General features: G+C 64.8%; 20 protein-coding genes. 11 read left to right on the top strand and 9 right to left on the bottom strand.

What is annotated here, in order from left to right:
• Nucleotides 1-145: 145 nt before the first annotated feature.
• Nucleotides 146-1,399 (bottom strand): orc1/cdc6 family replication initiation protein, encoded by a 1,254-nt coding sequence (locus BM282_RS16725; protein WP_089883155.1) that lies wholly within the window; start codon nucleotides 1,397-1,399, stop codon nucleotides 146-148.
• Nucleotides 1,400-2,550: 1,151 nt separating this feature from the next.
• On the opposite strand from BM282_RS16725, the gene BM282_RS16720 reads away from it, so the two are divergent.
• From BM282_RS16720 to BM282_RS16710, 3 genes are all read left to right on the top strand, one after another.
• Complete coding sequence (locus BM282_RS16720) at nucleotides 2,551-2,973, top strand: helix-turn-helix domain-containing protein (RefSeq protein WP_089883153.1); 423 nt, start codon at nucleotides 2,551-2,553, stop codon at nucleotides 2,971-2,973.
• A 124-nt stretch (nucleotides 2,974-3,097) separates the two neighbouring features.
• Nucleotides 3,098-3,757, top strand: coding sequence for a rod-determining factor RdfA (gene rdfA, locus BM282_RS16715; RefSeq protein ID WP_089883151.1), 660 nt, complete (start codon nucleotides 3,098-3,100; stop codon nucleotides 3,755-3,757).
• Between the two features lie 133 nt (nucleotides 3,758-3,890).
• Entirely contained in the window at nucleotides 3,891-5,834 is a 1,944-nt protein-coding gene (locus tag BM282_RS16710; protein WP_089883149.1) for an archaea-specific SMC-related protein, read from the top strand.
• A gap of 55 nt (nucleotides 5,835-5,889) precedes the next feature.
• Here the strand turns inward: BM282_RS16710 and BM282_RS16705 are convergent, their stop codons facing one another.
• Both BM282_RS16705 and melA read right to left on the bottom strand, forming a co-directional pair.
• Nucleotides 5,890-6,639, bottom strand: coding sequence for an IclR family transcriptional regulator (locus BM282_RS16705; RefSeq protein WP_089883147.1), 750 nt, complete (start codon nucleotides 6,637-6,639; stop codon nucleotides 5,890-5,892).
• Between the two features lie 507 nt (nucleotides 6,640-7,146).
• Nucleotides 7,147-8,454 (bottom strand): alpha-galactosidase, encoded by a 1,308-nt coding sequence (gene melA / locus BM282_RS16695; protein WP_089883142.1) that lies wholly within the window; start codon nucleotides 8,452-8,454, stop codon nucleotides 7,147-7,149.
• 98 nt (nucleotides 8,455-8,552) lie between these two features.
• Here melA and BM282_RS16690 point away from each other — a divergent pair, with 98 nt between their 5' ends.
• The 8 genes from BM282_RS16690 to BM282_RS16655 all read left to right on the top strand — a co-directional run bounded on the left by BM282_RS16690 (nucleotide 8,553) and on the right by BM282_RS16655 (nucleotide 17,503).
• Nucleotides 8,553-10,580, top strand: coding sequence for a beta-galactosidase (locus BM282_RS16690; RefSeq protein ID WP_089883140.1), 2,028 nt, complete (start codon nucleotides 8,553-8,555; stop codon nucleotides 10,578-10,580).
• A 148-nt stretch (nucleotides 10,581-10,728) separates the two neighbouring features.
• A complete protein-coding gene (locus tag BM282_RS16685; protein ID WP_089883138.1) occupies nucleotides 10,729-12,111 on the top strand; it encodes an ABC transporter substrate-binding protein in 1,383 nt (460 codons plus the stop codon).
• Between the two features lie 10 nt (nucleotides 12,112-12,121).
• Nucleotides 12,122-13,132 (top strand): carbohydrate ABC transporter permease, encoded by a 1,011-nt coding sequence (locus BM282_RS16680; RefSeq protein WP_089883136.1) that lies wholly within the window; start codon nucleotides 12,122-12,124, stop codon nucleotides 13,130-13,132.
• Nucleotides 13,125-14,048: a carbohydrate ABC transporter permease gene (locus tag BM282_RS16675; RefSeq protein WP_089883134.1), complete on the top strand. Its 924-nt coding sequence runs from the start codon at nucleotides 13,125-13,127 to the stop codon at nucleotides 14,046-14,048. The genes BM282_RS16680 and BM282_RS16675 overlap by 8 nt, the downstream gene beginning before the upstream one ends.
• Nucleotides 14,049-14,050: 2 nt before the next feature.
• Nucleotides 14,051-15,172 (top strand): ABC transporter ATP-binding protein, encoded by a 1,122-nt coding sequence (locus BM282_RS16670; protein WP_089883132.1) that lies wholly within the window; start codon nucleotides 14,051-14,053, stop codon nucleotides 15,170-15,172.
• Between the two features lie 25 nt (nucleotides 15,173-15,197).
• Complete coding sequence (gene dgoD / locus BM282_RS16665) at nucleotides 15,198-16,346, top strand: galactonate dehydratase (protein WP_089883130.1); 1,149 nt, start codon at nucleotides 15,198-15,200, stop codon at nucleotides 16,344-16,346.
• The gene (locus BM282_RS16660) at nucleotides 16,340-17,149 is read left to right on the top strand and encodes an SDR family NAD(P)-dependent oxidoreductase (protein ID WP_089883128.1); all 810 of its coding nucleotides are present in this window, start codon (nucleotides 16,340-16,342) and stop codon (nucleotides 17,147-17,149) included. Before dgoD ends, BM282_RS16660 begins: the two co-directional genes overlap by 7 nt.
• Before the next feature lie 105 nt (nucleotides 17,150-17,254).
• Nucleotides 17,255-17,503 (top strand): DUF7522 family protein, encoded by a 249-nt coding sequence (locus tag BM282_RS16655; RefSeq protein WP_217642724.1) that lies wholly within the window; start codon nucleotides 17,255-17,257, stop codon nucleotides 17,501-17,503.
• 24 nt (nucleotides 17,504-17,527) lie between these two features.
• Here the strand turns inward: BM282_RS16655 and BM282_RS16650 are convergent, their stop codons facing one another.
• The 6 genes from BM282_RS16650 to BM282_RS16625 form a co-directional block, all read right to left on the bottom strand.
• Nucleotides 17,528-18,178: a bifunctional 4-hydroxy-2-oxoglutarate aldolase/2-dehydro-3-deoxy-phosphogluconate aldolase gene (locus BM282_RS16650; protein WP_089883126.1), complete on the bottom strand. Its 651-nt coding sequence runs from the start codon at nucleotides 18,176-18,178 to the stop codon at nucleotides 17,528-17,530.
• Between the two features lie 288 nt (nucleotides 18,179-18,466).
• Nucleotides 18,467-20,830 carry a DUF7827 domain-containing protein gene (locus BM282_RS16645; RefSeq protein WP_089883124.1) on the bottom strand — a complete coding sequence of 788 codons (2,364 nt, stop codon included), beginning with the start codon at nucleotides 20,828-20,830 and terminating at the stop codon, nucleotides 18,467-18,469.
• Between the two features lie 221 nt (nucleotides 20,831-21,051).
• Nucleotides 21,052-23,517, bottom strand: coding sequence for a pentapeptide repeat-containing protein (locus tag BM282_RS16640; protein ID WP_089883122.1), 2,466 nt, complete (start codon nucleotides 23,515-23,517; stop codon nucleotides 21,052-21,054).
• Nucleotides 23,518-23,634: 117 nt separating this feature from the next.
• Nucleotides 23,635-24,570: a hypothetical protein gene (locus BM282_RS16635; protein WP_089883120.1), complete on the bottom strand. Its 936-nt coding sequence runs from the start codon at nucleotides 24,568-24,570 to the stop codon at nucleotides 23,635-23,637.
• Nucleotides 24,567-25,190, bottom strand: a complete 624-nt coding sequence (locus BM282_RS16630) for a DUF2617 family protein (protein WP_139229753.1) — start codon at nucleotides 25,188-25,190, stop codon at nucleotides 24,567-24,569. The genes BM282_RS16635 and BM282_RS16630 overlap by 4 nt, the downstream gene beginning before the upstream one ends.
• The gene (locus BM282_RS16625) at nucleotides 25,187-26,965 is read right to left on the bottom strand and encodes a spermidine synthase (RefSeq protein WP_089883118.1); all 1,779 of its coding nucleotides are present in this window, start codon (nucleotides 26,963-26,965) and stop codon (nucleotides 25,187-25,189) included. The genes BM282_RS16630 and BM282_RS16625 overlap by 4 nt, the downstream gene beginning before the upstream one ends.
• Between the last annotated feature and the right edge of the window lie 21 nt (nucleotides 26,966-26,986).

The following is a 26,986-nucleotide window of genomic DNA, read 5'->3' as shown; positions in this document are numbered from 1 at the left end:
TCCCAATCGCCGTCTCCCGAACGGACGAGTCGGTGTCGGCACTACCGCTTCCGTGTCCCGCATCCCGGCTCGGTTTCTGAGTTCTGAGTTCTGAGTCCGCAGAGAGACGTATCGAGCCTCTGGCCCGGGTTCGAGAACCGACTTTTCAAACTTCGTTGAAGTCTTCGAGCGTGGTCGGTTCGTCGTCGTCGTCGACGTAGTCGTCGATGCTGTCGTGGACGCCGACGAGTTCCACCGTGTCCGACATCGCAGACAGGATGAGTTCGACGTCCATGTCGAGTGCGTACTCGCGGTAGGTTCCGCCGCGTCGACCCTCGTTTCGCTCGGTGACGGAGACGATACCCAGCATGGCGAGTTCGCTCAGGTGGTCCCGCATGCGTCGAGGAACGAGCGGGTCGCGGTTCGCGAGTTCGGCGAATCGGGTGTATCGCGGACGGACGTCGCGCGAGCGGATAGGGGTCTCTCCTTCGAGGTCGAGCGTGAGAAGAGCGTAGAGGACGAGGTGACCGTGTTCCGTCAGGCCGTTGATACCCTCTTTGATGCGGCCGCGCTCGAGTGCCCGCCGGCCGCGCCGAACGTGGTTCTCCGCGACGGAATCGGTATCTTCGTCGCGTGCGAGGTCACCCGCCTTCATCAGCAGGTCGATGGACTGCCGTGCGTCACCCGCGTCTTTCGCGCCGTAGGCGGCACACAACGGAATGACTTCGGGCGAGAGCACGTCGTCGTGGAACGCGACCTCTGCACGCTGTTCTAAGATGGAGCGGAGGTTCTCGGCGTTGTAAGCGGGGAAGTGAATCTCCTGTTCGCACAGCGAACTCTTGACTTTCGGCGAGAGGTCGTCACGGAACGAGAAGTCGTTCGAGATACCGATGAGACCGATTTTCGCGACTTCGAGGTTGCCGTTGGCGCGGGCGCGCGGGAGTTGGTAGAGGATACTGTCGTCGTTCACGTGGTCGATCTCGTCGAGGACGACCAGGACCGTCCCGGCACCGTCGTCGAGTTCCTCCCAGAGCATCTCGTAGACGGACGCGAGCGGATAGCCGGTGGTCGATATCTGGTTCGACTCCGATCGGAGGCTGTTGACGAGGCGGGTGGCAATCTGGTAGGAACTCGTGAGACCGTCGCAGTTGAGAAACGTGACCGAGAGGTCGATGTCGTCGTACTGTGCCGCGTCCTCGCGAAGGTGTGCGAGAAGATACTTCGTCGCGGCGGTCTTCCCGACGCCCGTCTTGCCGTACAGGAAGATGTTGTTCGGCTGTTCGCCGTTGATGACGGGTTGGAGTGCCGCCTGAAACGTGTGCAGTTCCTCGTCTCGTCCGACGAGTTGCTCGGGTTGGTAATCCTCTCGAAGGGCGTCCCGGTCCCGATAGATGTCGTTGTCCCGCTCGAACAGCGCCATGGACACGCCGTCTCGGGCAGAGTTTATAAAACCACCGTGTCCGCAGTGTCCGCTGTTCTCAGAGTATATAAAGAAGCTCGCATACACACCCCCTCCACTTTGTCCGGAGTAACGGCTCCGAAGGAGGGTGGGGGTGATTTAGCCCGCCCGAGAATATATTTGAAGCGGTGGTTTTATATTAACAAGGCGCAAGTTACTCCGTAGTCCTCTTTGAGAAGAATACGAGAGAGAAGTCGAACGAGTTTCTTCGATACGAGGTGTTTCAACGTCTCTCGAACGAGTTCTCTCGCGCGTCTCCTCTAGAACCCGCCGCTCGGCCCTCTGAATCGACGTCACCCCCACCCACCTTCGGAGCGGAAGAACAGCGGACATGGTGGAGGGGGTGTCCGAGAGACTCCGTCTCGACGAACTGCGTCTCCTCGATGTTCTAATTCGTCTATTTAACCCTTCTACCCACTGAGATCGCCGCTTTCACTTCTCGATAGGCTCCTCATGAAAAGTCAGAAGAGGAATACTTACGTTCCACAGCGACTTCCACCGACCTCACGAACTCTCTTCGTGTCTCTCGGAATACACATCTCTCGGCTACCGCGCAGAACAGCGGACATAGTGGTGTGTCGTCCGGCGGTTCGTGTTGGTCTTGTAACTGTATACCAAGTAGATACTCCGGACATCGTGGAGTTGACTGTCCCTTTCATTCTCCCGGAACCAGTTCGAATTTGTGAATATAGTCCGAGCTAACGACGATTACTCCGGACGGTGTGGTGTCGACGAAGTACGCTCGAACTGGGGTAGTCCACTCGGGATAGCGACACTGACCATCGTGTCATCGGAACGGCGGACGAGGAGGGGTGTCGACGGGATGGGAGAGGGCGAGGGGAGACGAACGGAACGGGACAGGGAGATGGGAGACGAACGGAACGGGACGGAACGTGTTCCAGACGAGGAGTCGCAACAGTCTCAGACGAGGAATCGCGACACTCTCGGTAGTGCACCCGCTCTCGACGCGCTTCGGTGCTCGGTGACGGTACCGATTACTCGTTTCCGCGTGGACACCACTCTGTCCGCCGTTGTTTCGGTTCTGCTCGCGACAGGGACGCTTCCGAGACGGAAGTGCTCAGAGTTAAGTCCGGCCCCCGAGTGCGCCGAGTATGGTCAAACTCGACGACGTCGACCCGGACGAACTTCGTCGTACGCTCGCGGAGGTGGAGTCGGCGAAGGAGGCGAAGCGACTCGTCGTCGCACTGGACTACCTCGACGGCGTCTCCGTCTCCGCACTCGCGACGCGATACGGGATTCCCCGCTCGACGCTCTACTACTGGCTCGACCGGTTCGAGGCGGAGTCGGTGGACGAAGCGATTACGGACGAGGACCGACCGGGGCGTCCACGAAAACTCGACGACGACGACAGACGTCGCCTTCAGAACCATCTGTCGGACGCCCCTCGCGAACGGGGCTACGACGCAGACGAGTGGACGCCGGAACTGGTCAGAGACCACGTGGAGTCCGTCTTCAGCGTCTCGTACTCAGTCGGGCACGTCCGTCGCCTCCTCCGCGAACTGCGACCCTCGTAGCCTGTCCAGTCTCCTGACTCCCCACCTCTCGTCTCCAACTGGTTTCGTCGGACGGTCTCCGACGGTCGGAGACGATTCGAGGCGGAACGTATTTACTGACCGGCACTCTGAACTCTAACGTTCAATGAGTGGAGAGGAGACCGGGACGGCGACACGTGGCCGTCGAAGTAAGGTTCGACGACTCATCGGCGAGTACGACCTCGACGGTGAACGACTGGAGGACCTCTGGACGGCGGAGAAGGACGACCGTCTGAGCCTCCGTGAACTCGCGGACGACTTCAACCAACGACTCTTGCGCGCGGTCATGGTCGACGTCGGTATGAACCCACTCGACGGCGAGGTGGCCAACACCTATCGACTGCTGACCGACGACGACGTCTCGAGCGGGATGCGGACGCAGGCGCGCCAGACGCTCGAACGCGAAGGCGTGGACGTAGACAGGTTGAGCAAGAACTTCGTCTCTCACCAAGCGATACACACCTATCTGACGAAGTACCGCGGCGTCACGCGAGACGAACAGACGGACGCCGACCGAGTCCAGAAGGGACTCGACACCATCCAGCGTCTCCGAAGTCGAACCGCGGCCGTCTCCGAGAACATCGTCGAGAACCTCGTGAGCACCGGTCGTATCGACGCCGGTGACTTCGAGGTGCTCGTCGACGTGCGCGTGTTCTGCCGCGACTGCGGGACCCAGTACGACGTCCAAGAACTCTTAGAAGCCGGGCAGTGCGAGTGCGGTGGCGACGTCGTCGTGGACGCGGACGAGGCGGAGTCGTCGGACTGAGGCGGTCGTTCGCACGCTCCCCGTCGCGGTCGGTAGGCTCGTTACTCTCTGAGCCAACGTTACAGCGTTATTCTTGTAACGGAGTCGTGGCGTGTGCTGAAGTATTATATGCTCTCGAACGTAGTGGGAACTAATGAGTCAGGCACAGTCTACCGCAGAGTCCGTGCAGTTACACGTCGAGAACATCGGCGGAATCACCGAGACGACCGTCGAACTCGGCCCCGGCGTCACGGCACTGGCCGGGCGAAACGCGACGAACCGAACGTCGCTGCTACAGTCCATCATGGCCGCACTCGGAAGCGACCGGGCCTCGCTGAAGGGCGACGCGAAGGAGGGGTCGGTGACGCTCACCGTCGGTGACCACACGTACACGCGAACGCTACAGCGACGGGGCGACACCGTCGTCAGCGAGGGCGACCCGTACCTCGAAGACGCGACGCTCGCAGACTTGTTCGCCTTCCTCTTAGAGTCCAACGAGGCGCGACAGGGGGTCGCGCGCGGAGACGACCTCCGCGAACTCATCATGCGGCCCATCGACACCGACGCCATCCAGGCCGAGATTCGCCAACTCGAACAGGAGAAGCGCGAGACCGACGAGGAGATATCGAAACTCGACTCGCTCGACGGCCGACTTCCCGAACTCGAACGGAAGCGCACGTCGCTGAAAGAGAAGATCGCCGAGAAACGCGACGAACTCGAGGCAAAAGAACGAGAGATCGAGGAGGCGGACGCCAACATCGAACAGTCTCGCGACGACCGAGACGAGTTAGAGACGCGTCTCGACGACCTGAAGCAGGCACGCTCGAACCTCGAAGACGTCCGGTACGATATCGACGCCGAGGGAGAGAGTATCGATGCGCTCGAATCCGAGCGCGAAGAACTTGAAGCCGAACGCGCCGACATCCCCGACACCCTCGACGACGGCGACGAGATAGAAGCACGAATCGCCGACCTCCGCGACCGGATGCAGCGACTCGACTCCAGCGTGAATCAACTCCAGACGGTCATCCAGTTCAACGAAGACATGTTGGAGGGAACGAGTGCGGACGTCGCCGCCGCCCTCCGCGACGGAACGGATACGGGGTCGGTCACGGACGCCCTCGTGGAGTCCGACACCGTCGTCTGCTGGACGTGCGGGACCGAGGTCGAGACGGCGCAGATAGAGGAGACGGTCGACCGTCTTCGCGCGCTTCGCCGAGAGAAACTCGACCAGCGAAACGACGTTCGAGACGAGATAGACGACCTCGAATCCGAGCGAAACGACCTCGAACGACTCCACCGCCGCCGCCGCGAACTCGAGGACCGACTCGCCAGCATCGACGACGAAATCGACCGCCGAGAAGACCGGCGGGAGTCGCTGAAAGAGGAACGCGAGAACCTCACCGGTCGCGTCGAGGAACTGGAGTCCGAGGTCGAAGAACTCGAATCTCGCGACTACGGCGACGTCCTCGAACGACACCGCGAGGCGAACCAACTGGAGTTCGAGGTCGGCCGTCTGGAGAACGACCTCGAGTCGACCGAGTCCGAGATAGAATCGGTCGAGTCTCGTCTCGACGACCGCGAGGAGTTAGAGGCGCGTCGCGAGGAGATCGCGGACGAACTCGCCGACCTGCGCACGAAGATAGAGCGCATCGAGTCGGAGGCGATAGAGGAGTTCAACACCCACATGGACACCGTCCTCGACATTCTCGACTACGAGAACCTCGACCGTATCTGGATCGAGCGCACGGAGCAGTCGGTCCGCGAGGGGCGACGGAAAGTGCAGAAGTCGGTGTTCGAGATGCACATCATCCGCAGCACCGCCGACGGGAAGACGTACGAGGACACCATCGACCACCTCTCGGAGAGCGAACGGGAGGTGACGGGACTCGTGTTCGCCCTCGCGGGCTACCTCGTCCACGACGTCCACGAGACGGTACCGTTCATCCTCCTCGACTCGCTGGAGGCCATCGACTCCGGTCGAATCGCCAAACTCGTCGACTACATCGGCGAGTACGCCGACTACACCGTCGCCGCACTCCTCCCCGAGGACGCGGCGGCACTCGACGACGACTACGAACGCGTCCGCGAAATCTGAGACGGACGCGACTCGAACCTTCTTCCGTTCTCTATTTACGAACGGAACACGCTGCCTACAACAAGTCGTTCTCGATGGACTTCGCGGCGCTGACCACGAGGCCGGTGATGTCCTCTTCGAGCGTCTTGCCAGACATGCGCTCCGTGGGTCCGGAGACGCTGATGGCGGCGACGGCCTGCTGTTCGGAGTCGGTGATGGGCGAGGCGACGGCCTGCCATCCCTCCGCGTACTCCTCTCGGTCGAAGGCGACGCGTCTATCTCTGACGGACTGCAGTTCGCGGCGCAGGGCGTCGCCGTCGGTGATGGTCTTCTGTGTGACGGCGTCCAGTCCGTCGGCGACGAGACGTTCGACCTCCTCGTCGGGGCGATACGCGAGGATGGTCTTACCGCCCGCAGTCGCGTGGAGGGGACCCCCGTCACCCTCTCGGATCGGCGGCGACAACGACCCGTTCGCTCGCGTCTGGGCGACGGCGACGGCGCGACCGGACTCGTAGACGAGGAGAGTGGCGACGCCACCAGACACGTCCGCCAGTCGGTCTATCGCCGGAAGCGCCGCCTCGTACACCGGGAGTCGGTCGCGCGCCGCCGTTCCGAGTTCGAAGAGGGCGAGTCCGAGGTGGTAGTCGTCGTCTTCGCGCGTGAGATAGCCGAGGGCGGTGAGCGTCTGCACGTGTTTGTGGACGGCGCTCTTCGAGAGGTCCACCCGGCGCGCGAGTTCCGAGACGCCGACGCCGTCGGCCTCTGCAACCGTTCGAAGGACGCGAGCGCTCGTGTGCGTGGCTTTCACCGGAAATTCCGCCGTCATCGACCCGCACCCCCCGTCCGATAGCGAACCCGCGAGTCCCTCCCCCCTACGCGGCGTGCTCCCACCGCGCCGCCCGCCCGCCGTTCTCGATGAGTGAACATACGTTTCACTCTGACGACGGAAGACGGTTATATCTTTCGTACCGTCGGAAATTCGGCGTCTGACCGACTCTCGGAGCGCTCCGCTCGCTCGCTTTCTCGTCCTAATTGCTAATGGTTCTTCATGCCTCTCGACTCATCGTTCACTCACCGAGAACGCCCGGTCCGTCGACGGACTTCGGTCGTTCTCGCCGGTGTCGGTCTGTCGCTGTGTCGACGCACGACGCACGCTCGATGCTCGACTCGGCGCTCTCGCGGCGGTCTCTCCGGTGGGTGACGCGAAGACGACACACGCGATGGGGCGAGGAACGGTACGACGGAGACGGCGAACCACGCGACGGGAGCGAAGAGACACGAGACAGGGACGGCGTACTGCTCTCCGGGCGAGGCGTTCTCGGTGAGTGAACGACTACGCGAACGACGGGAGATACGCCTCGTTGGCGTCGAGGAGTTCCTCCGTCATCTCGTGAATCTCGTCGAGCGTACACGCCGCACTCGTCAACGGGTCCAGTTTGACCGCGCGGTGGAGTTTGTCCCGGTCGTTCTCCAACGCCGCTTCGACGGCGAGGCGGTAGACGGCGACGTGCTTGCGGTCGAACGCGGCCAGTTCGGTCGGGAGTTCGCCGACCGAACACGGTCTGACGCCGGTGCCGTCGACGAGACACGGGACTTCGACGCAGGCGTCCTCGGGGAGGTTCGCTATCGCTCCCGTCTCGTTCGGGACGTTGAGGTTGAACCGCCGCGGCGTGTCCGTCTCCATCGAGTGAATCACGCGCGAGGCGTACTCCTCGGAGCGTTCGACGCCGACGTCGTCGAGTTCGACGTCGATTCGAGGGTCGTCGCGCGCGTCCGACCGGGCGGTCCAGCCTTCGAGGTACGTCGCCGTCGGCATGCGTTCGGCGTACCCCTCGCCGTGCATCGCCTCGATGGTCGCCTCGTCGGTTCGGAAGTACGGCACGTACTCGCTCACGTGGTGACTCGACTCGGTGACGAACGCGCCGAAATGCTTCAACATCTCGAAGCGGACGGTGTCCTGCCGGTAGACGTCCTCGTCCTCCATCGCTTCGCGGAGGGCGGGATAGAGGTCCTCGCCGTCGCGTTCGAGTTCGAGGAACCACGCGACGTGGTTGACGCCGGCCACCCAGTAGTCCAGTTCGTCCTCGGGGACGCCGAGGTAGTCGGCTATCGCCTCCGCGGTGTGGGGGACGGAGTGACAGAGACCGACCGTCTCCACGTCCGTCGCCTCGAACAGCACCTGACAGAGGATGGACATCGGGTTCGTGTAGTTCATGAAGAGGGCGTCGGGGCACAGGTCCTCCATGTCGCGGGCGATGTCGAGCATCGTCGGAATCGTCCGCAGAGCGCGGAAGACGCCGCCGGGGCCGACGGTGTCGCCGATGGCCTGCTTCACGCCGTACTTCTCGGGGATTCGAATCTCGTTCTCGAACGGTTCCTCGCCGCCGACGTTTATCATGTTGAGGACGTAGTCCGCGCCGTCGAGGGCCTCCCGTCGGTCGGTGGTCGCGCGAACCGTCGCGTCCAGTCCTTCGTTCTCCACCATCGCCTCGGCGACGCGCGCCGTCTTCGAGAGACGGTGGTCGTCCACGTCCATCAGGCGAATCTCGCTGTCGGCGAGTTCGGGAAACGAGAGGACGTCTCCGACCAGTTTCTTCGCGAAGACCATGCTCCCCGCTCCGATGAGGGCTATCGTCGGCATGAGAGAACGATGCACGGAGCGTCGAAATAAGCGTGCCGGGACAGTCACGAACGTCGGGGAAGGTTTTTCTCGTCGGACCGGGACGTCCGAGACAGACTATGACAGTCGGTGTATGCTACTTTCCGGAGCATTGGCCCAGAGAGCGCTGGGAGACGGACGCAGCACAGATGGCGGAGGCGGGTATCGAGTACGTCCGGATGGCGGAGTTCTCGTGGGCCGTCCTCGAACCCGAACCGGGGTCGTACGACTTCGAGTGGTTGGACGACGCAGTCGAGATTCTGGCCGACCACGGACTGAAAGTGGTACTCTGCACGCCGACGGCGACGCCGCCGAAGTGGCTCGTCGACCGCCACCCAGAGATTCTGCAGGCCGACCCGGACGGCACGCCGCGTCGCTTCGGGTCCCGCCGCCACTACTGCTTCAACTCGCCCGTCTACCGGCAGGAGACGCGCCGAATCGTCTCGAAACTGGCCGAACACTACGCGGACGTAGACGCCGTCGTCGGGTGGCAGACGGACAACGAGTTCGGCTGTCACCACACCGTCCGCTGTTACTGCGAGGACTGCGCGGCGGCGTTCTCCGAGTGGCTTCGCGCGACGTACGACGATATCGACGACCTGAACGAGAAGTGGGGGACGACGTTCTGGAGTCAGCGCTACCGGTCGTTCGAGGCCGTCGACCCGCCGCGGCCGACGCCCGCCGAACACCACCCGTCGCACCTCCTCGACTACCACCGGTTCGCCTCCGACAGCGTCGTCGACTACAACCGCCTCCACGCGGATATCCTCAGAGACCACGACGACTGGTTCGTCGCGCACAACTTCATGGGCGACTTCGAGACGCTCGACACCCACGCCGTCGCGGACGACTTGGACCTCGTGACGTGGGATTCGTACCCCACCGGGTTCGTACAGGACCGCCGGACGGGGACGCCGTCGATGGACGAACTCCGGGCGGGCGACCCCGACCAGGTCGGGATGAACCACGACCTCTACCGGGGGACGAACGACGCCCCGTTCTGGGTGATGGAACAGCAACCCGGCGACGTGAACTGGCCGCCGCACTGTCCACAACCGGGCGAGGGGGCGATGCGCCTCTGGGCGCATCACGCGACGGGCCACGGCGCGGACGCGGTGCTGTACTTCCGGTGGCGGCGGTGCAGAGAGGGACAAGAGCAGTACCACGCCGGACTCAGAAAGCAGGACGGCTCCGCCGACAGGGGGTACCGCGACGCGACGGACGTCGCCGCCGACCTCTCCGACGTCGACTCCGACCACGTCGACGCGCCCGTCGCCTTGCTCCACGACTACGACGACTGGTGGGCCGTCAGCGCGCAACCGCACGCCCCGGAGTTCGACTACTGGGAACACGCTCGAACGTACTATCGCGCGCTCCGCGCCCGCGGCGTTCAGGTCGACGTCGTCCACCCCGAGACGGACCTCTCGGACTACGCCGCCGTCGTCGCACCGTCGCTTCACCTCGCGGACGACGAACGCGCGTCGCACCTCCGCGAGTTCGTCGCGTCGGGCGGCGAACTCCTCCTCGGCGCGCGGTCCGGCGCGAAAGACCCGTACAACAAACTGCCGGACGAACTCGCGCCGGGCGCGTTCGCGGACCTCGCGGGCGTCCGCGTCGACCAACACGAGAGTTTCCCGGCGGACGTCGACCTCTCCGTCGCCGTCGACGGTGGCCGCGCGGCGGACGGGAACGGAGACGCTTACGCCGTCTCGGTCTGGTCGGAGTGGCTCGACCCGGCCCCGGAGACGGAGACGCTGGCGACGCACACCACGGACCTCGCGGACGGGACGCCGGCGGTCACCAGAAACGTCACGGGAGACGGGTCGACCGTCTACTGTGGCGTCTGGCCGGGCGCTGACCTCGCCGACGAACTCGTCTCGGGACTGCTCTCGCGGGCCGGTGTCGAGACGACCCACCGCCTTCCCGACGGCGTCCGCGTGAACGAACGCGACGGCCTGACGTGGGTGAGCAACTTCACGAGCGACCCGGTTTCGGTCGACGCGCCCGCCGACGCGACGTTCGTCGTCGGCGACGAGACGCTCGACGGGTTCGACGCCGCAGTCGTCGAGTCGGCACCGGCGGACCTCGAACTCGGCACGGACGACTGAGCCCCCGTCTCCTCACTTCTTTCCGGCACTTCCCTTTGTTATTCCCTCCGGCACTCTCTTCCGTTTCTTCGCCTCCTCCGACCAGACCGAACCTGATAAATCGTCATCTATAAGTATCGTTCCTCACAGTGGACAAACACGAGCGCCAATGACTAGCGCAGACCATACCCTCGACCGGCGACAGCTACTGAAATACCTCGGAATCACCGGGACGGCCGGACTCGCAGGGTGTGCGGGCACCGGCGACGTGCCGGACCAGACCGAAGAGAGCGGTGGCGGGTCGACGGCGACGCCGAGTGGGGACGGCGGACAGAGCACGCAGACCGAGAGCGGTCCCGAGATGGCCGACAGCATCGAGGTGTGGGGGTGGGACGTGGCGGCGAAGTCGCTGGACCTCATCGACGAACCGTACGAGGAGGAACGCGGCGGCGACGTGACCATCAATCAGATCGGTCGCGCCGACCTGAAAGACAAGTTCAAGTCGACGCTGCTCTCGGGGTCCGGCGCGCCCAGTGCCGCGATGATGGAGAGCGTCGACGCCGCCTCGTGGGTCTCGACGGGCGGCCTCCGCGACGTGTCGGGATGGCTCGAAGAGAGCGGTGTGAAGGACAAGTTCGTCGAGGGTAAGTGGGAACCGCTGACGAAGGACGGCAAGGTGTACGCGCTTCCGTGGGATATCGGCCCCGTGGGAACGTTCTACCGCCGCGACGTCTACGACGAACACGGTATCGACGCCGAGAGCATCGAGACGTGGGACCAGTTCATCGAAGAGGGGAAGAAACTCCCCGACGGGCAGTACATGCTCAACCTCCCGTCGAACGACTACGACGGTCTCTGGCGGATGATGTACCGACAACTCGGCGGCCAACCGTTCACGGAGTCCGGCGCGGTGAACATCGCCAGCGACAAGAGTGTGAAGGTCGCGCAGGTCCTCAAACGCGTCCGCGACTCCGGTATCGCGAACGACCTCGCGTCGTGGTCGTCGGCGTGGTTCACGGCGTTCGGCGAGGGGACGACGGCGAGTCTCACCGCCGGTGCGTGGATGGAGGGGACGCTGAAGGCGGAACTGCCCGACACGTCCGGGAAGTGGGGCGTCATCAAACCGCCCGCCATCGACGAGGGCGGCCCCCGCGCGACGAACTGGGGCGGGTCGAACCTCACCATCCCCGCGCAGGTGGACGACGCCGTCGCCCGCCGCGCGTGGGACTACATGGTGTACACGCTCTCGAACAAGGAACATCAGATAACGATGTACAACGAGTACGGCATCTTCCCGGCGCTGGAGACGGCGTACGAGAGCGACGCCTTCGACGCGGAGAACGAGTTCCTCGGCGGTCAGCAGGCCGGACGCCTGTTCGCCGACATCGCGCCGGAGATTCCGCCGTACCGCTATACGCCGGACACCCCGGAGATTACGAAGGCCATCAACAACCACTTCCGGACGATGATGGACGGCAAGATATCGCCCGAGAAGGCGGTCGAACGGGCGGCCCAACAGGTCGCAGACCGCACCGGGCGGGACCTCGCCTGAGTGAGTCGAGATGGCGACACAGGACTCCACTCGACCAGCGAACTCACTCCGGGACTCCGTCAGATTCTGGCGGCAGTCGCTCTCGTCGGTGCTTCCGTCGGCCAGCGACAGCACCGTCGGCTATCTGTTCTTGCTCCCGGCGATTGCGCTGTTCGCCGTCTTCCTCGCGTTTCCCATCGTCTACACGCTGTACCTGTCGTTCTTCAGGTTTCAGGGCGTCGGCGGTGAGACGCTCTTCTGGATAGATACGGGCTTTTTCAGTTACAGACTCGTCAGCATCGCCAACTTGCAGTTCGTCGGTCTCTCGAACTACGCGGCGATGTTCACGGACTCGCTGTTCCACCAGGCGCTTTTCAACACGGTGTTCATCCTCCTCGTGCAGGTGCCGCTGATGGTCGGTATCGCGCTCCTGTTCGCGGTGGCGCTCGACGCCTCGTTCGTCAAGTTCCGCGGCGTCTTCCGCACCGTCCTCGCGCTTCCGGTGTCGGCGAACCTCGTCGCGTACTCGACGGTGTTCCTGCTCATGATGCAGGATTCGGGCCTCGTGAACTACGTGCTCACGGGTATCGGTCTCGACCCGATTCCGTGGCTCACGAGCGAGTTCTGGTCGCGCATGACTATCGTGGGGGCCGTCACGTGGCGCTGGACTGGCTACAACATGATTATCCTCCTCGCGGGACTGCAGAACGTCCCGCAGCAGTTGTACGAGGCGGCGGAGATAGACGGTGCGAACCGCATCGAGAAGTTCCGGTACGTCACCGTCCCGCAACTCCGTCCGGTGCTTCTGTTCGTCTTCGTCACCTCCACCATCGGCACGTTCAAACTGTTCAGCGAACCCGTCATCATCAACGGTGGCGGCGCGCCCTTAGAGTCCACCATCACCATCGTGCAGTACATCTACCAGACGGCGTTCATCGACTTCCGACTCGGCTACGCCAGCGCGCTCACCTACGTACTCATCGGCGTGGTGAGTCTGCTGTCTGCGGCCCAACTCCGTCTCGGAGGTGAGGGCGATGCGTGAGGAGACGCGACGAGAGGCCGTCTGGCAGTTCCTCACGTACTCGTTCATCGTCCTCGGAGCCGTCGTGACGTTGGTTCCGCTGTACTGGATTTTCGTCGCCTCGACGCTGTCCGAGTCGGAGTTCCTCTCCAGCACGTCGCCGCGATTAGTTCCCGGCGGCGAGTTCTTCTCGAACTTGCAGGCGTTGCAGGCGCGCGAGAACGTCCAGATTCTCGGGCACGTCGGCCAGATGACGCAGTACGTGGACCTCGGACCGGTGTACTTCGCGTACGACTTCTGGCACCTGTGGAACCCCGGCGCGATAGAGAACAGCATCTTCATCGCCGTGGCGTACACGCTGTTGTCGCTCGTCTTGTGCTCGATGGCGGGGTTCGCGTTCGCGAAGTACGAGTTCCGGTTCAAGAAGCCGATGTTCTACGCCATCCTCGCGACGCTCATCCTGCCCATCCAACTGCTCGTCATCCCGCTGTTCTTGCTGATGAGTCAGCTGAACATGACCAACACGTACTGGGCCATCATCCTGCCGTGGGCGGCGAACCCGCTCGGTATCTTCCTGATGCGGCAGAACATGCGCTCGATACCCGACGCGCTCCTCGAATCCGCGCGGATGGACGGCGCGACGGAGTTCCAGTTGTACTACAAGATAGCGCTCCCGACGATGAAGTCGTCGTTGGCGGCGCTGGCTATCATTCTCTTCTTATTCCAGTGGAACCTGTTCTTGTTCCCGCTGGTCATCTTAGAGCAGGGTAAGTACACCATCCCGGTGGCGATAAACCAACTCGTGGGGGCCCAGCGCGTCTACTACGACCAGATAATGGTCGCGGCGACGCTCTCCATCGTGCCCATCTTCGTGCTGTTCCTGTTCTTACAGAAACAGTTCGTCAGCGGCATCCTCGCGGGGTCGGTCAAGGAGTAACCATGGCAAACATCGAATTAGACACGCTACGAAAGGAGTTCGGAACGGGCGGACAGACGGTCGTCGCCGTCGAGAACGTCGACTTGGACATCCACGACGGGGAGTTTCTCGTCCTCGTGGGGCCGTCCGGGTGCGGCAAGACGACGACGCTTCGCTGCATCGCGGGGTTAGAAGACGTGACGTCGGGAACCATCACGTTCGGGTCGCGCGACGTGACGGACTTGCGCGCCCGCGACAGAGACGTGGCGATGGTGTTCCAGAACTACGCGCTCTACCCGCACATGGACGTCCGAGACAACCTCGGCTTCGGGCTGAAACTGTCGACGAAGCTCACAACCGACGAGATACACCGGCGCGTCGAGGACGCCGCCGCGATGCTCGGCATCGAGGAACTCCTCGGCGACAAGCCGAAGGAACTCTCCGGCGGGCAGCAGCAACGCGTCGCCCTCGGACGCGCTATCGTCCGCGAACCCGAGGTGTTCCTGATGGACGAACCGCTCTCGAATCTCGACGCGAAACTCCGCGCCGAGATGCGCACGGAGTTGCAGGAACTCCAGCACGAACTCGGCGTCACCACCGTCTACGTCACGCACGACCAGACGGAGGCGATGGCGATGGGCGACCGCATCGCCGTGATGAACGACGGCGTCCTCCAACAGGTGGGCGCGCCGGAGACGGTGTACCGGTCGCCGACGAACGAGTTCGTCGCGAACTTCATCGGCTCTCCGAGTATCAACCTGTTCACCGCGGAGGTGGAGGGGTCGACGCTCGTCGGACCGCGAGACTTCGCGTACGACCTCGAAGACACCGCGCCCGTCGCGGGCTACGACCGCGTCCGCGTCGGCATCCGCCCCGAGGACATGCAGATGGTCTCCGAGGGCGGGACGACGGCGACGGTGACGGTGGCGGAACACATGGGCAACGAGAACTTCCTCTACCTCGAACTCGACGGCCACGAGATGACCGCGCGTATCGACAGCGCGATTCGCCCGCAGGCGGGCGAAACGGTCCAGTTCACCTTCGACGAGGACGCACTCTACCTGTTCGACCCCGACACCGGCGACGCGTTGAAGACGAAGACCGACGACGTCGACACCGACGTGGCGACGATGGCGACAGAATAAGACCGTACACCCAAAACACTCACCAATGAAGATAGTCGACTACGACCTCTACGCAGTCCCGCCCCGATGGTTGTTCCTCCGCATCGAGACCGACACCGGCCTCGTCGGCTGGGGTGAACCCGTCGTCGAGGGACGCGCCCGAACCGTCCGCACCGCCGTCGAGGAACTGATGGACACCTACCTCCTCGGCAAGGACCCCCTCCGTATCGAAGACCACTGGCAGACGATGTACCGCGGCGGCTTCTACCGCGGCGGTCCGGTCCTCATGAGCGCTATCGCCGGCGTCGACCAGGCGCTGTGGGACATCAAGGGCAAGCACTACGACGCGCCCGTTCACGAACTCCTCGGCGGGAAGGCGCGCGACCGAATCCGCGTCTACCAGTGGATCGGCGGCGACCGGCCCGGCGGCGTCGCCGACGCCGCCCGAGAGAAGGTCGAGGCGGGGTTCACCGCGCTGAAGATGAACGCCACCTCGGAACTCCGCCGGGTCGACTCGCCGGACGCCGTCTCGCGCGCCGTCGAACGACTCGGGGCCGTCCGCGAAGCGGTGGGTCCCGAAGTCGACATCGGCGTCGACTTCCACGGCCGCGTCACGAAACCGATGGCGAAGCGACTCGCGGAGGCGCTCTCCGAACACGACCCGTTCTTCGTCGAAGAACCCGTCTTGCCCGAGCACAACGACGCCCTCCCGCAGATAGCCGAACACACGTCGACGCCCATCGCGACGGGCGAACGGATGTTCTCTCGGTGGGACTTCAAGGAGGTGTTCGAACAGGGCGTCGTCGACGTCATCCAACCGGACGTGAGCCACGCCGGCGGAATCACCGAGGTGAACAAGATAGCGTCGATGGCCGAGGCGTACGACGTGGCCCTCGCGCCGCACTGTCCGCTCGGCCCCATCGCACTCGCGTCGTGTCTCCAGGTGGACGCCTCCGCGCCGAACGCCCTCATCCAAGAACAGAGCCTCGACATCCACTACAACGAGACGTCGGACGTCCTCGACTACCTCGCGGACCCGAGCGTCTTCGAGTACCGAGAGGGATTCGTCGACATCCCGGACGGCCCCGGACTCGGCGTCGACATCGACGTCGACGTGGTCGAAGCGCGCGCCGGACACGACGACTGGCACAACCCGGTCTGGCGACACCCCGACGGGAGCGTCGCGGAATGGTAGGCGGCGACCCGACGCCAGTCCCCGACCGGTTCGCGGGCGACACGGCACTCGTCACCGGGTCGACGCGCGGTATCGGTGCGAGCGTGGCGACGCGACTCGCCGCCGAGGGCGCGAACGTCGTCGTCACCGGCCGAACGAAAGACGAGGGCGAGGCCGTCGCCGACGACATCCGCGAAGACGGCGGCGACGCGGTGTTCGTCCGCGCGGACATGCGCGACCCGGACGATATCGCGGCACTCGTCGAAGCCACCGTCGCGGAGTTCGGTGGCCTCGACGTCCTCGTGAACAACGCGGGCGTCGAGACGAACACCGGCGCGGACGAGGCGACGATAGACGACTGGGAGTTCGTCGTCGAGACCGACTTTCGCTCCTACTGGCTCTGCGCGAAGCACGCGTTCGCGGAGATGAGTCGGGGAAGCGTCGTCAACGTCTCCTCGAACCACGCGCACCTCACCATGCCGGAGATGTTCCCGTACAACGCCGTGAAGTCCGGTATCGACGGGATGACCCGAGCGATGGCGCTCGACTTCGGGCCGAACGTCCGCGTCAACACCGTCAATCCGGGCTGGGTCGCCATCGACCGCACGACGGGCGAGATGGACGAAGAACGCCGTCGAGAACTCGAATCCATCCACCCGACGGGACGTCTCGGAACGCCCGAAGACGTGGCGGGCGTCGTCTCCTTTCTCGCCAGCGACGACGCCGCGTTCGTCACCGGCGCGAACCTCCTCGCGGACGGCGGCCGCACGGCCGTGATGCAGGACGATACGCTGCCGGACTACCGGGCGCGGCGTCTGGACTGACGTTTCCGTCGTCGTCCACCGTCGCACCCCGGGACCCCTCGTTCTCGCCGCCGTCGGTCGCTCACCGACGATACCGTGATGCTCTCTGAGACACAGTGTACTCACATGACAGTCGAGTACGGGACTGGAATCGAGGCGGCGTTCGCAGACCAGCTAGTGAGCGCCGCGCGGACGGGTCTCGGGGATACGCTCCGGAGCGTCGTCTACTTCACGCCGTCGTCGTTCGACCTGCTGTATCTCCGCGGCGACCTGTACGAGAGTCCCGAGGACGCGCGCCCGGCGAAGGCCCGCCTCGTCGAGTTCGAGACGGCCGCGTCGGCGGTCACGACGCTCCTCCTCGAACCGCCGTCGTAGTCGGCCACCGTCGTAATCGGCGTCTTACGCTCCGCCTCTGGCGTCTCGGACCGCCTCGGCGAACGCGCGGGCGTTCTCCTCAATAGCGTCGAAGTCTCCCCGATTGACGGCGTCGTTGTCGACGATGGAACTCCCGACGCCGACGGCCGCCGCCCCCGCCTCGAAGAAGTCGCGGACGTTCTCCAGATTCACGCCGCCCGTCGGAACCGTCGGGATGTGTCCGAGTGGACCGCCCATCGCCGAGACGAACCCGGGACCGAGCGTCCCCGCCGGGAACACCTTCACCATGTCTGCGCCCGCCTCGAACGCGCGGACGGCCTCCGTCGGCGTCGCGATACCGACGAACGAGGCGTTTCCGTAGCGGTTCGCGGTCCGAACGACGTCCTCGTCGAACGACGGCGTGACGAGGAACTCCGCGCCGGCCAGCATCGTCGCGCGGGCCGTCTCCGCGTCGAGGACGGTTCCCGCGCCGACGGTCACCTCCTCTTCGGTGAACGACGACGACACCTCGCGTAGCATGTCGAGGACGCCGTCGGTGTTCGCGGTGACCTCGACGGTGGAGACGCCGCCGCGGCGGATGGCGTCGACGGTCTCGATTGCCGCGTCTGCGTCGGTACCACGGACGATGGCGACGACGCCCGTCTCTCGGATGCGCCGTGTGGTCTCACTGCTCATGTTCGGTACTCACGGACGGTCTGCATAAACGCCGCGGTCCCGACCGTACCGGTGCCTCGACGCGGCGCGTCTGTCCAACGAAACTGTTCGAAATAATTGAAATACAGATTCCATTCGAAAGAACGAGTCTCAACGTCTGTGGACCATATCTGTGTATAAAATGTCTACAATTTCCACAATGTCTAAAAATCGCCAGATGTGGTTGGACTGTCTCACGGCCGTGGCCGGTTTCGAGCGACGCGTCGCTGTCGGGTCGAAAGAGAAAGAATCCGACGCGGGTCGGTCGCGTCAGTCGCGGCGGACTGCGAGGAGTGCCGCGGCGAGGAGTGCCACGAGAGCCACGACGACTCCGAAGCCGGGCGTCCCGGTGGACGTCTCGGTCGGTTCGTCGGTCGGTTCGTCTGTGGGTTCGTCGGTCGGTTCGCCGTCGGTCGGCGTCTCGGTGGGCATCTCCGTTCCGGTGCCGGTGTCGGTTTCGGTCTCCGTTTCGGTCTCGGTCACCGTGTCCGTCGCGGTGCCCGTTTCGGTCGCGCCGTCGCCCTCACCGACGTTCCCGTCGGCGGTGACGGAGTCTGCCGCGCCGCCGCGAACGGTCACGGTGAAGGTGTCACCCGCGCTCTGCTCGCTGAAGTCGAACGCCGCCTCGTAGGTGCCGTCCGGCATCACGTACGCGGTGCCCGTCTTCAGGAAGCTCGGTTGCGTGTCGCCGTCCGAGCGGACGCGGAGCGTGAGTTCCGTGCCGGGTGCGACGGTCGATTCGCCCGAGATGGACTGGTTCGCCGAGGCCGCGACGTTCACGGGCTCTTCGAGGGTGTGCTCGGCGTCGACGAACTCGTAGCTGTCTTCGACGGTCTGGTCCTCGTCGGCGAGGTTCCCGGTGTTCTCGAACACCGTGAAGTTCGCCGTCAGTTCCTGACCGTCTTCGAGGTCGACGGTCTGTCCGCCGGGTCGCTCTGCGGTCACGTCGTCGGTGTCGAACACGACGAAGTAGGTGTCGTTCGCCGCGTCGGGGACGACGACGGTGTTACCGCTCCCGAGTTGGAGCGCGAACGGTTCGCGGTTCGCACCGGGGTTCGCCTGTTCGACGATGAGTTCGTACACGCCGCCGTTCAGTGCGAAGAACGCCGCCGTCTCGTTCCCGCTCTGGGCTTCGAGTGCGCCTTCCAGGCCGGACGCCTGCAGTTGGTGGACCACGAGGTCACCGAGCGCTATCTCGTCGTCTTCGGTCACGTTGCTGGAGGCGATGGCCTCGTAGACGTCGTCACTGTCGTCGAAGGACGTGCCCGAGGGGGCGGTCCAACTCGCCAGCGAGTCGGTCGTGCGTTCTTCGAGGACGAGGGTGCCGACGCCCTGTGCGTCGCTCGCGGCGTTGGTGCCGCTGCGAACTTCTAGTTCGTACTCGCCCGCGTCGAGGAGCGAGTTCACGGAGTTCTCCGTGTCGATGTCGAAGTCGTCCACCTCGTCGTCGCTGTCGGCGACGGTGAACACGTCGCCGCTCACGCCGTTCGTCGCGGCGTAGGTGTTGAACAGGATGGAGACCTGGTCGTCACCGGAGTCGTCGACGACGGAGACGTTCGCGCGGAAGCCGGACTCGGGGCTCCCGACGGTCACCGTCGCGCTGTTCGTGTTCTCCAGACCCACGGTTATGTTCACGATGTCACCGCGCTGTTCGGTGACGACGTTGTTCACGAAGTCAGCGCGCCCTTCGCCGGCTCTCGAGACGACGATGGTGTCGGACTCGGTGGTCACGCCGGAGCCGAGGTCGGTCACCTCGACGGTGTACTCACCGCGGTCGACGGGACCGAGCGAGAACGTAAGCTCGCCTTGGCCGTCTAGGTCGCCGGTGACGCTCTCGCCGCTGACGGCGTCACCGTCGTCGTCGAGGAGTTCGACCATCACGCCGCGGTCGCCCGCGTTGGCGGAGACGGTCCCCTCGATTTCGTCCTCGTCCGTGACGCTCAGGTCGTCGATTTCGACGTCGAGGCCGAGTTCACGGAGTTCGATGGTCGCGTTACTCGACTCCTGTCCGTCGAAGATGACCGAGTAGCTGCCGATGTCTCGGTTCTCCGTGTTGAACGTGTAGACGCGGCTGTTCGTGCCGGTGGAACCAGCGAAGAAGAAGTTGTTCCCCGAGTTGGTTCCGCTCACTTCGACGTCGGTGCCGGTGCTCGTCGCTTCGACGGCGACGATGGAGCCTTTGTAGGCGTTCACGTCGTCGCTCGGGCCGAGCGTGGTCGCCGCGAACGAGACGGACTTCGTGCCGGCGTTCGAGAGACTGTTACCGGAGGTGTCCTCGATATCGCTGGACAGTCGGACTTCGATGTCTCTCGACTGTATCGGCTCGTCGACGGTGATGACGACGCGGCCCGCTTCGGGCTCTGCGACCGTCGCGCCGACGTCGCTGGTCACGTCCTCGCCGTCGTCGAAGACGCGGATGTTGCTCGTCGTGACGGTGCCGTCGGCGACGTCTGCTGTGAACGGTACTTCGATGACAGCGTCACCGCCGCTGTCGACGTAGTGGACGGCACCGCCAGCGTAACTGAAGCTGGACTGTGCCGCTCCCGCCCCCGTGAACGCGACGGTCCCGGCGAACACCGAGAGGACCATCACGGCCGAGAGGAGGATTGCTCGTGTCTTGTACGTGTGACTCATGGTTGGTTGCTACTCGCTCGGCGTCTCGGTCCCGTCCTCCGGAAGCGCCGACCGAATCGGCACCCCGCGGCCGGGGCGAACACCGATGAGGATGTACTGATTGTCGGCACGGTGAGGATAAGTACTTTGTGTGGATATTGGACTCCTGACACGTGCTATCTCAGCGCGGTTCGGGCGGTCACCGAACGCTCGGGACCGCTCCCGGGCGTGCGTGACTGTCTCTAGCTCCCTCCGAGGACGCGTTTGAACAGCGTGAACGTCAGGAGGGTAAAGAACAGTCCGTTCAACATCCCCTGACTCATCGCGAAGAGGCGCGCCATCCACCCCAGGGGGTTAATATCGCCGTAGCCGACGGTGCTGAAACTGATGTAGCTGTAGTAGAGGCCGTCGAACAGCGTTCCAGCGGGGTCCGCCGAGTTCCAGACGACGCCCGCCTGCGTCTCCAACGGGCCGCCGAGGACGTAGAAGATGCCGAACACGGCGGGGAGCAGAAAGGTCCACGCGGCGATTCGCGGCAGCCGATTGCCGTACCCGCAGGTCACCTGCATGAACAGGTTCAGACCGACGCTCGCGGACTTCTTCACGCGACTCCACGCGTTCAGCGAGTACTCGTTCAGGAGGATGTCCGCGTTCTTCTTGCGGTTGTAGTAGTAGCGCTTGAACTCGAACTCTCGACTCGCGGGCGTGTCGCCGACGTCGTTCGCACTCGCCTGCGCCTTCCGGTACGTCTCCTCTATCGTCTCGTTCGTCGCTTCGACGGCGTAGTTCCCCGTCGCCTCGTTCTCGTCGAAGTCGTGGATGGTCCAGTCGTTCCGTTCGAGGTAGGCGTGGTGGTTGCTGAAGTCGAAGCCGTCGAAGTCGGTGAGACAGAACCTGAAGTGGTCGAGTAAGTCGCCCTCGGCTCTCTCACCCTCCAGTCGTACGTCGCCGAGCGTCGTCTTCGTCATGTCGTACGGGACGACGCTGCCGCCCGACTCGACGATGTTTCCGCTCTCGACTGTCGCGTCCGTCAGGTCGACGTACGTCGGACGAAGCCCCGACCGGACGCGGAACGTCGCCGACTCCTCGAACACCGCGCCGCGGAACGAACAGACGCCCTCGAAGGTGGTGTCCCAGAACGACCCGTTGGTGAAGCGCGCGCCGTCGAAGTCGGCGTCGCCCTCGAACGTCGTCTCGTCGAACGAGCAGTTCTGCTCGCGGTAGTTCGCGCCGCCCTCGAACGCCGTCCCCCGGAACCGCGCGTCCGCCTCGAACGTGACGCTCTCGAAGGCGGTGTCGTCGAGGAACCGGGCGTCGTCGAACGTCACCGCCGCCGCGAACACGCTCTCGCCGAACGTGACGTCCGACTCGAACGTCGCTTCCACGCCGCCGACGTCGCCTTCGAACCGCGCGTCCGCGAACACCGCGGGGGCGGCGAACGTCGCGCGGTGGAGATTCGTCTCTCCTTCGACGACCAACTCGCGGCACTCCGCGCGCGCGTGAAAGGTGGCTCTATCGAGGTTCAACTCCCCGCGACAGCGGGCAGATTTGAAGTCCGCGAACCGAAACCGAGCGAGTTTGAAGTCTGCTTCGCCCTCGAAGACGGCGTCCTCGAACGTCACGTCGTCGCTCGCGGTTCGACTGCCGCCGTCGAACTCGACGCCGCGGAACTCCGCGAGTGCCTCGAACCGCGCGCCGGTGAACCCGGCGTCGTGCGAGAAGCGCGCCTCGTCGAAGTCGGCGACGTCGGCGAACACACAGTCGTCGAAGACGGTGTCGCCCTCGAAGTTCGTGTGCTCGAAGTCCGCTCTCGACTCGAACGTGGCGTCCGCGAACGTGACGTACTGGAAGTCGGTCTGTCGGAAGTGCGCCTCGTCGCGGAAGTTCGCGCCCGCAAAGGAGATGTGGTCCGCGAGGACGTGACTGCTTCCGCTCGTCGTCGCGTTACGGAACGCCACCGTCTCGCGGAAGGTTGCGTCCTCGAACGTCGTATCCTCCTCGAACGTCGTCTCGTCGCAGACGACCGGTCCCTCGAACGTCGCGCCGTCGAAGTGGACGTCCTGTTCGAACGTCGCTTCGCTCGTGTCCAACGCGTCGGTGACGACGGCCCCCTCCGCTTCGACGTCGCCGGTGACGGTGGCGTCCTCGAAGGTGACACGGCCCAGCGTCGCCTCCCGGACGTTCAGCCCGTGCGCGAGGTGGCCGTGCGTGAGGTCGATGCCCTCGATTTCGGCGTGTTGGAAGTTCAGCACGTGGTTCGTCTCGCCGTCGACTCGCTGGTAGGTGAGCGGCAAGTTCGGAAGCGACGCGCCGACGTACTCGTTCATCCGCGGGTCGTCGGCGTGGAGGTTCTCGAACAGGCGGTCCACGACGTCCTTCGGACTCACGTCGAGTGCCGCGCGTTCGTCCGCCGAGAGGTGGAACACGCAGACGTTGCTCTCTCGGTGCGCGGGATGCGGGCACTCCCACGTGGTCCGGAGACTCGCGTCCGTCCGTTCCGTGGGGTCGAACGTGTACCGACAGCGTCCGCTCCGTTCGCCGTCTGCGTCTCCGCGGGTTCGGGCGTGCGCCGTCGGGTACCGCCCGTTCGTCGTCGGGTCGCCGCCGGTCGATTCGCCACGGGTCGATTCGTCGCCGGTCGTCTCACTGTCGGTCGTCGCGTCTTCGTCGGTGCCGACGCCGGCGTGTCTCTGCTGTGAGTCGTGCATCGTCGTTTGGGGTCGGAGGCCGCGTCGATTCGGTTCGGTCGCGCCCGAACCGTCTGATTTGCTGATTATTCAGTGGATTGGTATTTAAACCTCGGGGTGCCCGTCGAGTCGGACGGACTACCCCAGTATCTCCCGGCGTTCGTCTCTGTTCAACTCCACTCGCGTCGTGTTCGGCGAGCAGTGTTCGCACTCGCGGGCGGGGTTCGTACTCCGGTCGTACACCTTCAGCGGGTAGCCCAGGAGGAAGAACGCCTCCATCTGGTGGCGTTCGACGATTGCGTCGGCGGGTTCGCCGCAGTTCGGACACCAGTCTTCGTCGCTCGCCGGTCGCTGATAGATAATCTTGTGCCGACCGAACGTCCGCGTCGCCTCGGACTTCGTCTGCTCTATCAGGTCCTCGACGGGGTACGGTGCCTCCTCCAACGCGTTGTCGAACCCGGCGTCGCTCTCGACGGACGCCGAGAGGTACGGGCCGACGCTGACGGTGTTGTCGCGGCCGACGAAGTGGACGTTCACGGCCGCCTCGCGCCCCGAAATCTCCACCTCGTGGTCGTAGCCGACGACGTACACGTCTATGGCCGTCCGCACTTTCTTCACCGACACCTCGTGTTTCGCCCCGGTGACGTAGACGCCCTCGTCGGGGTCAGCCGCCGTCGCCGTCTGTTTCCACCCGTTCGTCACCACGTCCAGCACTCGCGGGGATTCGGGACCGTCGGCGCGGTAGACGTTCTCCGCACCGACGGCGTCCAGTCCGCCGGCCGCGGCGTCGGCGGGGACGAACACGTCTCCCGCGCCCTCGACGGTCAGGTCGCCGTCGACGCCGCCGAACTCGACGTAGGCGTCTTCGCCGGGAGTGAGCGTCGTCCGCGCGGACGCCTCGTCGTCGACGCTCTCGACGGACTGGTTCGTGAAGACGTACTCCACGTCGGTCAGTCGGAGGTCACCCGAGACGCTCTCGGTCTGGAGGAACACGTCTTCGGGGTCGGCGACGGTCACGGGCGGCGTCTCCGACCCGGCCAACGAGAGGTCGCCGCTGACGGAACGCTCGGTCATCGCCGACCCCCCGTGGTCGCGTCCGATTCCGGTCTTCGCTCGTCACCCGCGAGTTCCGTCTCGTCGCCTGCGAGTTCCGTTTCGTCCTCCGTGCGCCTCGCCTCACCGTCTCCGCGCGCGAGGCGCGTCCGCGTCCGAACCGACGCGTCGCGTTCGGGGTACGTGTGGTACGTCTCGTACGCGGCCGGAGAGACGGCGATGGTCGTCCACGCGTCGGGCGCGAAGCGGTGGGCGACGTCGGCGTCGTCCGCCCCGGGGAACGCGTCGAGCGATTCGACCTGCACTGTCGTCTCCGCGCGGACGTGGTCGCTCTCGAACGTCACCGTCTGCGTCGCACCGGGTTCGAGGGCGGTCGACTCCGCGGTGGCCGCGGGGAGAGGGTCGCACGAACACACCTCGTGGTAGCCGAGTCCGGGCGCGGAGACGAGGTGCGACTGGCCGATGACCGCGAACGTACACGGCGTCCCGAGGAGTTCGCCCGGCGTCACCGCCTTCACGTCGAAGCGTTCGAAGTCGGGCGGGTCGGTCGTGTACGCGAAGTGGAGGTCCGTCGCGTGGTCGTCTGCTGTGTGGCTCTCGGGTGTCCGGACGCCGGTCTGATGTGTGGTGTCGTGAGTCATTGTCGGTCGACGATGATGTCGTAGTTCGGGTCGAAGATGGAGTTCACCTCGACGCCGTTGTAGCGGGGTAGTTCGCGCCACCGAACGTCGCGGTAGCGGTCGCCGTACTTCCGAACGTAGTCGTCGCCGCGGGTCACGTCGAACGCCGCGCCCGTCGTGTTCTCCGCTCGGTCGGGAGCGAGGACGTAGAACCGTTCGACGCGTTCGACGTCGCCGTCGGCGTCGATGTCCTCCCACCCCCAGTACGGCGCGTAGCGGGTGAACCCGGCGTCGCGGACGGTGTTCGAGAACGCCTTGGCGTGGTCGCCGTAGGCGTTGCCGTCGTACGCCCACGTGACGACGACGCCGTCGGGTTCGAGTCTGTCTCGGACGGCCCCGTAGAACTCCGTCGAGTAGAGTTTCAAGAGGTCGTCGTCCGTCGCGCCCGGGACGTCTAAGAGGACCACGTCGTACGTCTCGTTCGTCTCCTGCACGTAGGCGTAGCCGTCGCCGGCGGTGGTGTTCAGACGGTCGTACGCGTGAGCGTCGTCGTGCCACGACGAGAGGAACGAGTCGTTGCGGGCGTACGCCATGAACTCCGCGTCGATGTCGACGTGGTCCACGTCCACGCCGTACTCGCGCAGGTGGTCGACGGCGACGTAGTCGCCGCCGCCGACGAGGAGTACGTCTGTCTCCGGCGAGTGCGCGAAGCGCGTCATCGGGACGTCGACGAGGCCCGAGTGGTAGGTGTCGGCCCAACTGTCACAGAGTTGGACGGCGGTGCCGAGGCGGAGACAGCGGTCCGTCTCGCCCTCGAAGTAGGGGTTCGGCCCCGAACCCGTCCACCGTCGCTCGTACTCGACGACGTGTTGGTACGTGGTCGTCTGCTGGCCGACGACGGTGACCGCCATCGCGCCGGGCGCGTAGTCGTTCTCCACGTCCTGTTCGAGGTACGCGGCCGAGACGGACCGGTCGACGCGTTCGTGTTCGACCACGGCCGCCCCGCAGGCGGCGGTGACGAGGAGGCAGGCGGCGACCAGCGCCGCGGATTCCCGGCCGACGAGCGTTCGGCGCTCTCCCCGAAACAGTCCCCAGCGTCCGCTGAACCGCGCGAGGAACGCGAGCGCGGCGACGCCGTTCAGGAACGCGAGCACGAAGATGGTCGGGACGAGACCGAGTCGCGGGTAGAGGACGCGCGCGTAGACGACGGCGCCGACGAGTCCGCCGACGTAGTCCATCGCGAGGACGAGCGAGAGTCCGCTCCGCTCGCCGGCGCTCCGTTCGACGTGCCAGAAGACGCCGAGGAGGCGGACGACGGCGTCGTGGACGGCGTCGACGGCGTTCGACGCCCACGCGGGGAGCAGTTCGCTCGTATCGCCTTCCTCGTCTTCGACCATCCGGGTCAAGAGCGGTAACTCGAACCCCGAGAGGAACCCGACGGCGACGACGGGCGAGCGAGCGACGACCCAGACGAGTTCGGCCGGGACGAACTGCGGCAGTCGGACGCTGTTGAGGGCGACGACGAGCAGAAAGCCCGCCGGGGCGACGACGGCGAGGTACACCTCCGTTCGGAAGAAGTTCGAGGGTCGGTCGCCCGCTAAGTCGTCCGACAGGGCGGCCCCGACGCCCAGACTGAAGAAGTACAGGCCGATGGTGACGACGTACTGCGTCACTGTCCCGCCGTACATCACCGTCAGCAGTTCCGAGTAGACGAACTCGTACGCGAAGCTACAGAACGAGACGACGAACGTCACGCAGAGGAGGGCGAGCGTCTTCGTCCGGGAGGGTCGTGTCATCTGGTGTTCGACGGGACGGAC

The sequence above is a fragment of the Halogeometricum limi genome, from assembly GCF_900115785.1.
In the GTDB taxonomy this organism is placed as follows: Archaea; Halobacteriota; Halobacteria; order Halobacteriales; family Haloferacaceae; genus Halogeometricum; species Halogeometricum limi.
Note: the sequence above shows the minus strand (reverse complement) of the source record. Positions and strands in the feature narration are given on the sequence as shown.

Excerpts from the sequence above, each read along its gene's own strand:
- BM282_RS16720 (WP_089883153.1), top strand. The coding sequence starts at position 2,551 with ATGGTCAAACTCGACGACGTCGACCCGGACGAACTTCGTCGTACGCTC.
- BM282_RS16635 (WP_089883120.1), bottom strand. The coding sequence starts at position 24,570 with ATGACCGAGCGTTCCGTCAGCGGCGACCTCTCGTTGGCCGGGTCGGAG.
- BM282_RS16705 (WP_089883147.1), bottom strand. The coding sequence starts at position 6,639 with ATGACGGCGGAATTTCCGGTGAAAGCCACGCACACGAGCGCTCGCGTC.
- BM282_RS16685 (WP_089883138.1), top strand. The coding sequence starts at position 10,729 with ATGACTAGCGCAGACCATACCCTCGACCGGCGACAGCTACTGAAATAC.
- BM282_RS16650 (WP_089883126.1), bottom strand. The coding sequence starts at position 18,178 with ATGAGCAGTGAGACCACACGGCGCATCCGAGAGACGGGCGTCGTCGCC.
- melA (WP_089883142.1), bottom strand. The coding sequence starts at position 8,454 with ATGCCGACGATAGCCCTCATCGGAGCGGGGAGCATGGTCTTCGCGAAG.
- dgoD (WP_089883130.1), top strand. The coding sequence starts at position 15,198 with ATGAAGATAGTCGACTACGACCTCTACGCAGTCCCGCCCCGATGGTTG.
- BM282_RS16625 (WP_089883118.1), bottom strand. The coding sequence starts at position 26,965 with ATGACACGACCCTCCCGGACGAAGACGCTCGCCCTCCTCTGCGTGACG.
- BM282_RS16710 (WP_089883149.1), top strand. The coding sequence starts at position 3,891 with ATGAGTCAGGCACAGTCTACCGCAGAGTCCGTGCAGTTACACGTCGAG.
- BM282_RS16670 (WP_089883132.1), top strand. The coding sequence starts at position 14,051 with ATGGCAAACATCGAATTAGACACGCTACGAAAGGAGTTCGGAACGGGC.
- BM282_RS16655 (WP_217642724.1), top strand. The coding sequence starts at position 17,255 with ATGACAGTCGAGTACGGGACTGGAATCGAGGCGGCGTTCGCAGACCAG.
- BM282_RS16675 (WP_089883134.1), top strand. The coding sequence starts at position 13,125 with ATGCGTGAGGAGACGCGACGAGAGGCCGTCTGGCAGTTCCTCACGTAC.
- BM282_RS16690 (WP_089883140.1), top strand. The coding sequence starts at position 8,553 with ATGACAGTCGGTGTATGCTACTTTCCGGAGCATTGGCCCAGAGAGCGC.
- rdfA (WP_089883151.1), top strand. The coding sequence starts at position 3,098 with ATGAGTGGAGAGGAGACCGGGACGGCGACACGTGGCCGTCGAAGTAAG.
- BM282_RS16660 (WP_089883128.1), top strand. The coding sequence starts at position 16,340 with ATGGTAGGCGGCGACCCGACGCCAGTCCCCGACCGGTTCGCGGGCGAC.
- BM282_RS16640 (WP_089883122.1), bottom strand. The coding sequence starts at position 23,517 with ATGCACGACTCACAGCAGAGACACGCCGGCGTCGGCACCGACGAAGAC.
- BM282_RS16645 (WP_089883124.1), bottom strand. The coding sequence starts at position 20,830 with ATGAGTCACACGTACAAGACACGAGCAATCCTCCTCTCGGCCGTGATG.
- BM282_RS16725 (WP_089883155.1), bottom strand. The coding sequence starts at position 1,399 with ATGGCGCTGTTCGAGCGGGACAACGACATCTATCGGGACCGGGACGCC.
- BM282_RS16680 (WP_089883136.1), top strand. The coding sequence starts at position 12,122 with ATGGCGACACAGGACTCCACTCGACCAGCGAACTCACTCCGGGACTCC.
- BM282_RS16630 (WP_139229753.1), bottom strand. The coding sequence starts at position 25,190 with ATGACTCACGACACCACACATCAGACCGGCGTCCGGACACCCGAGAGC.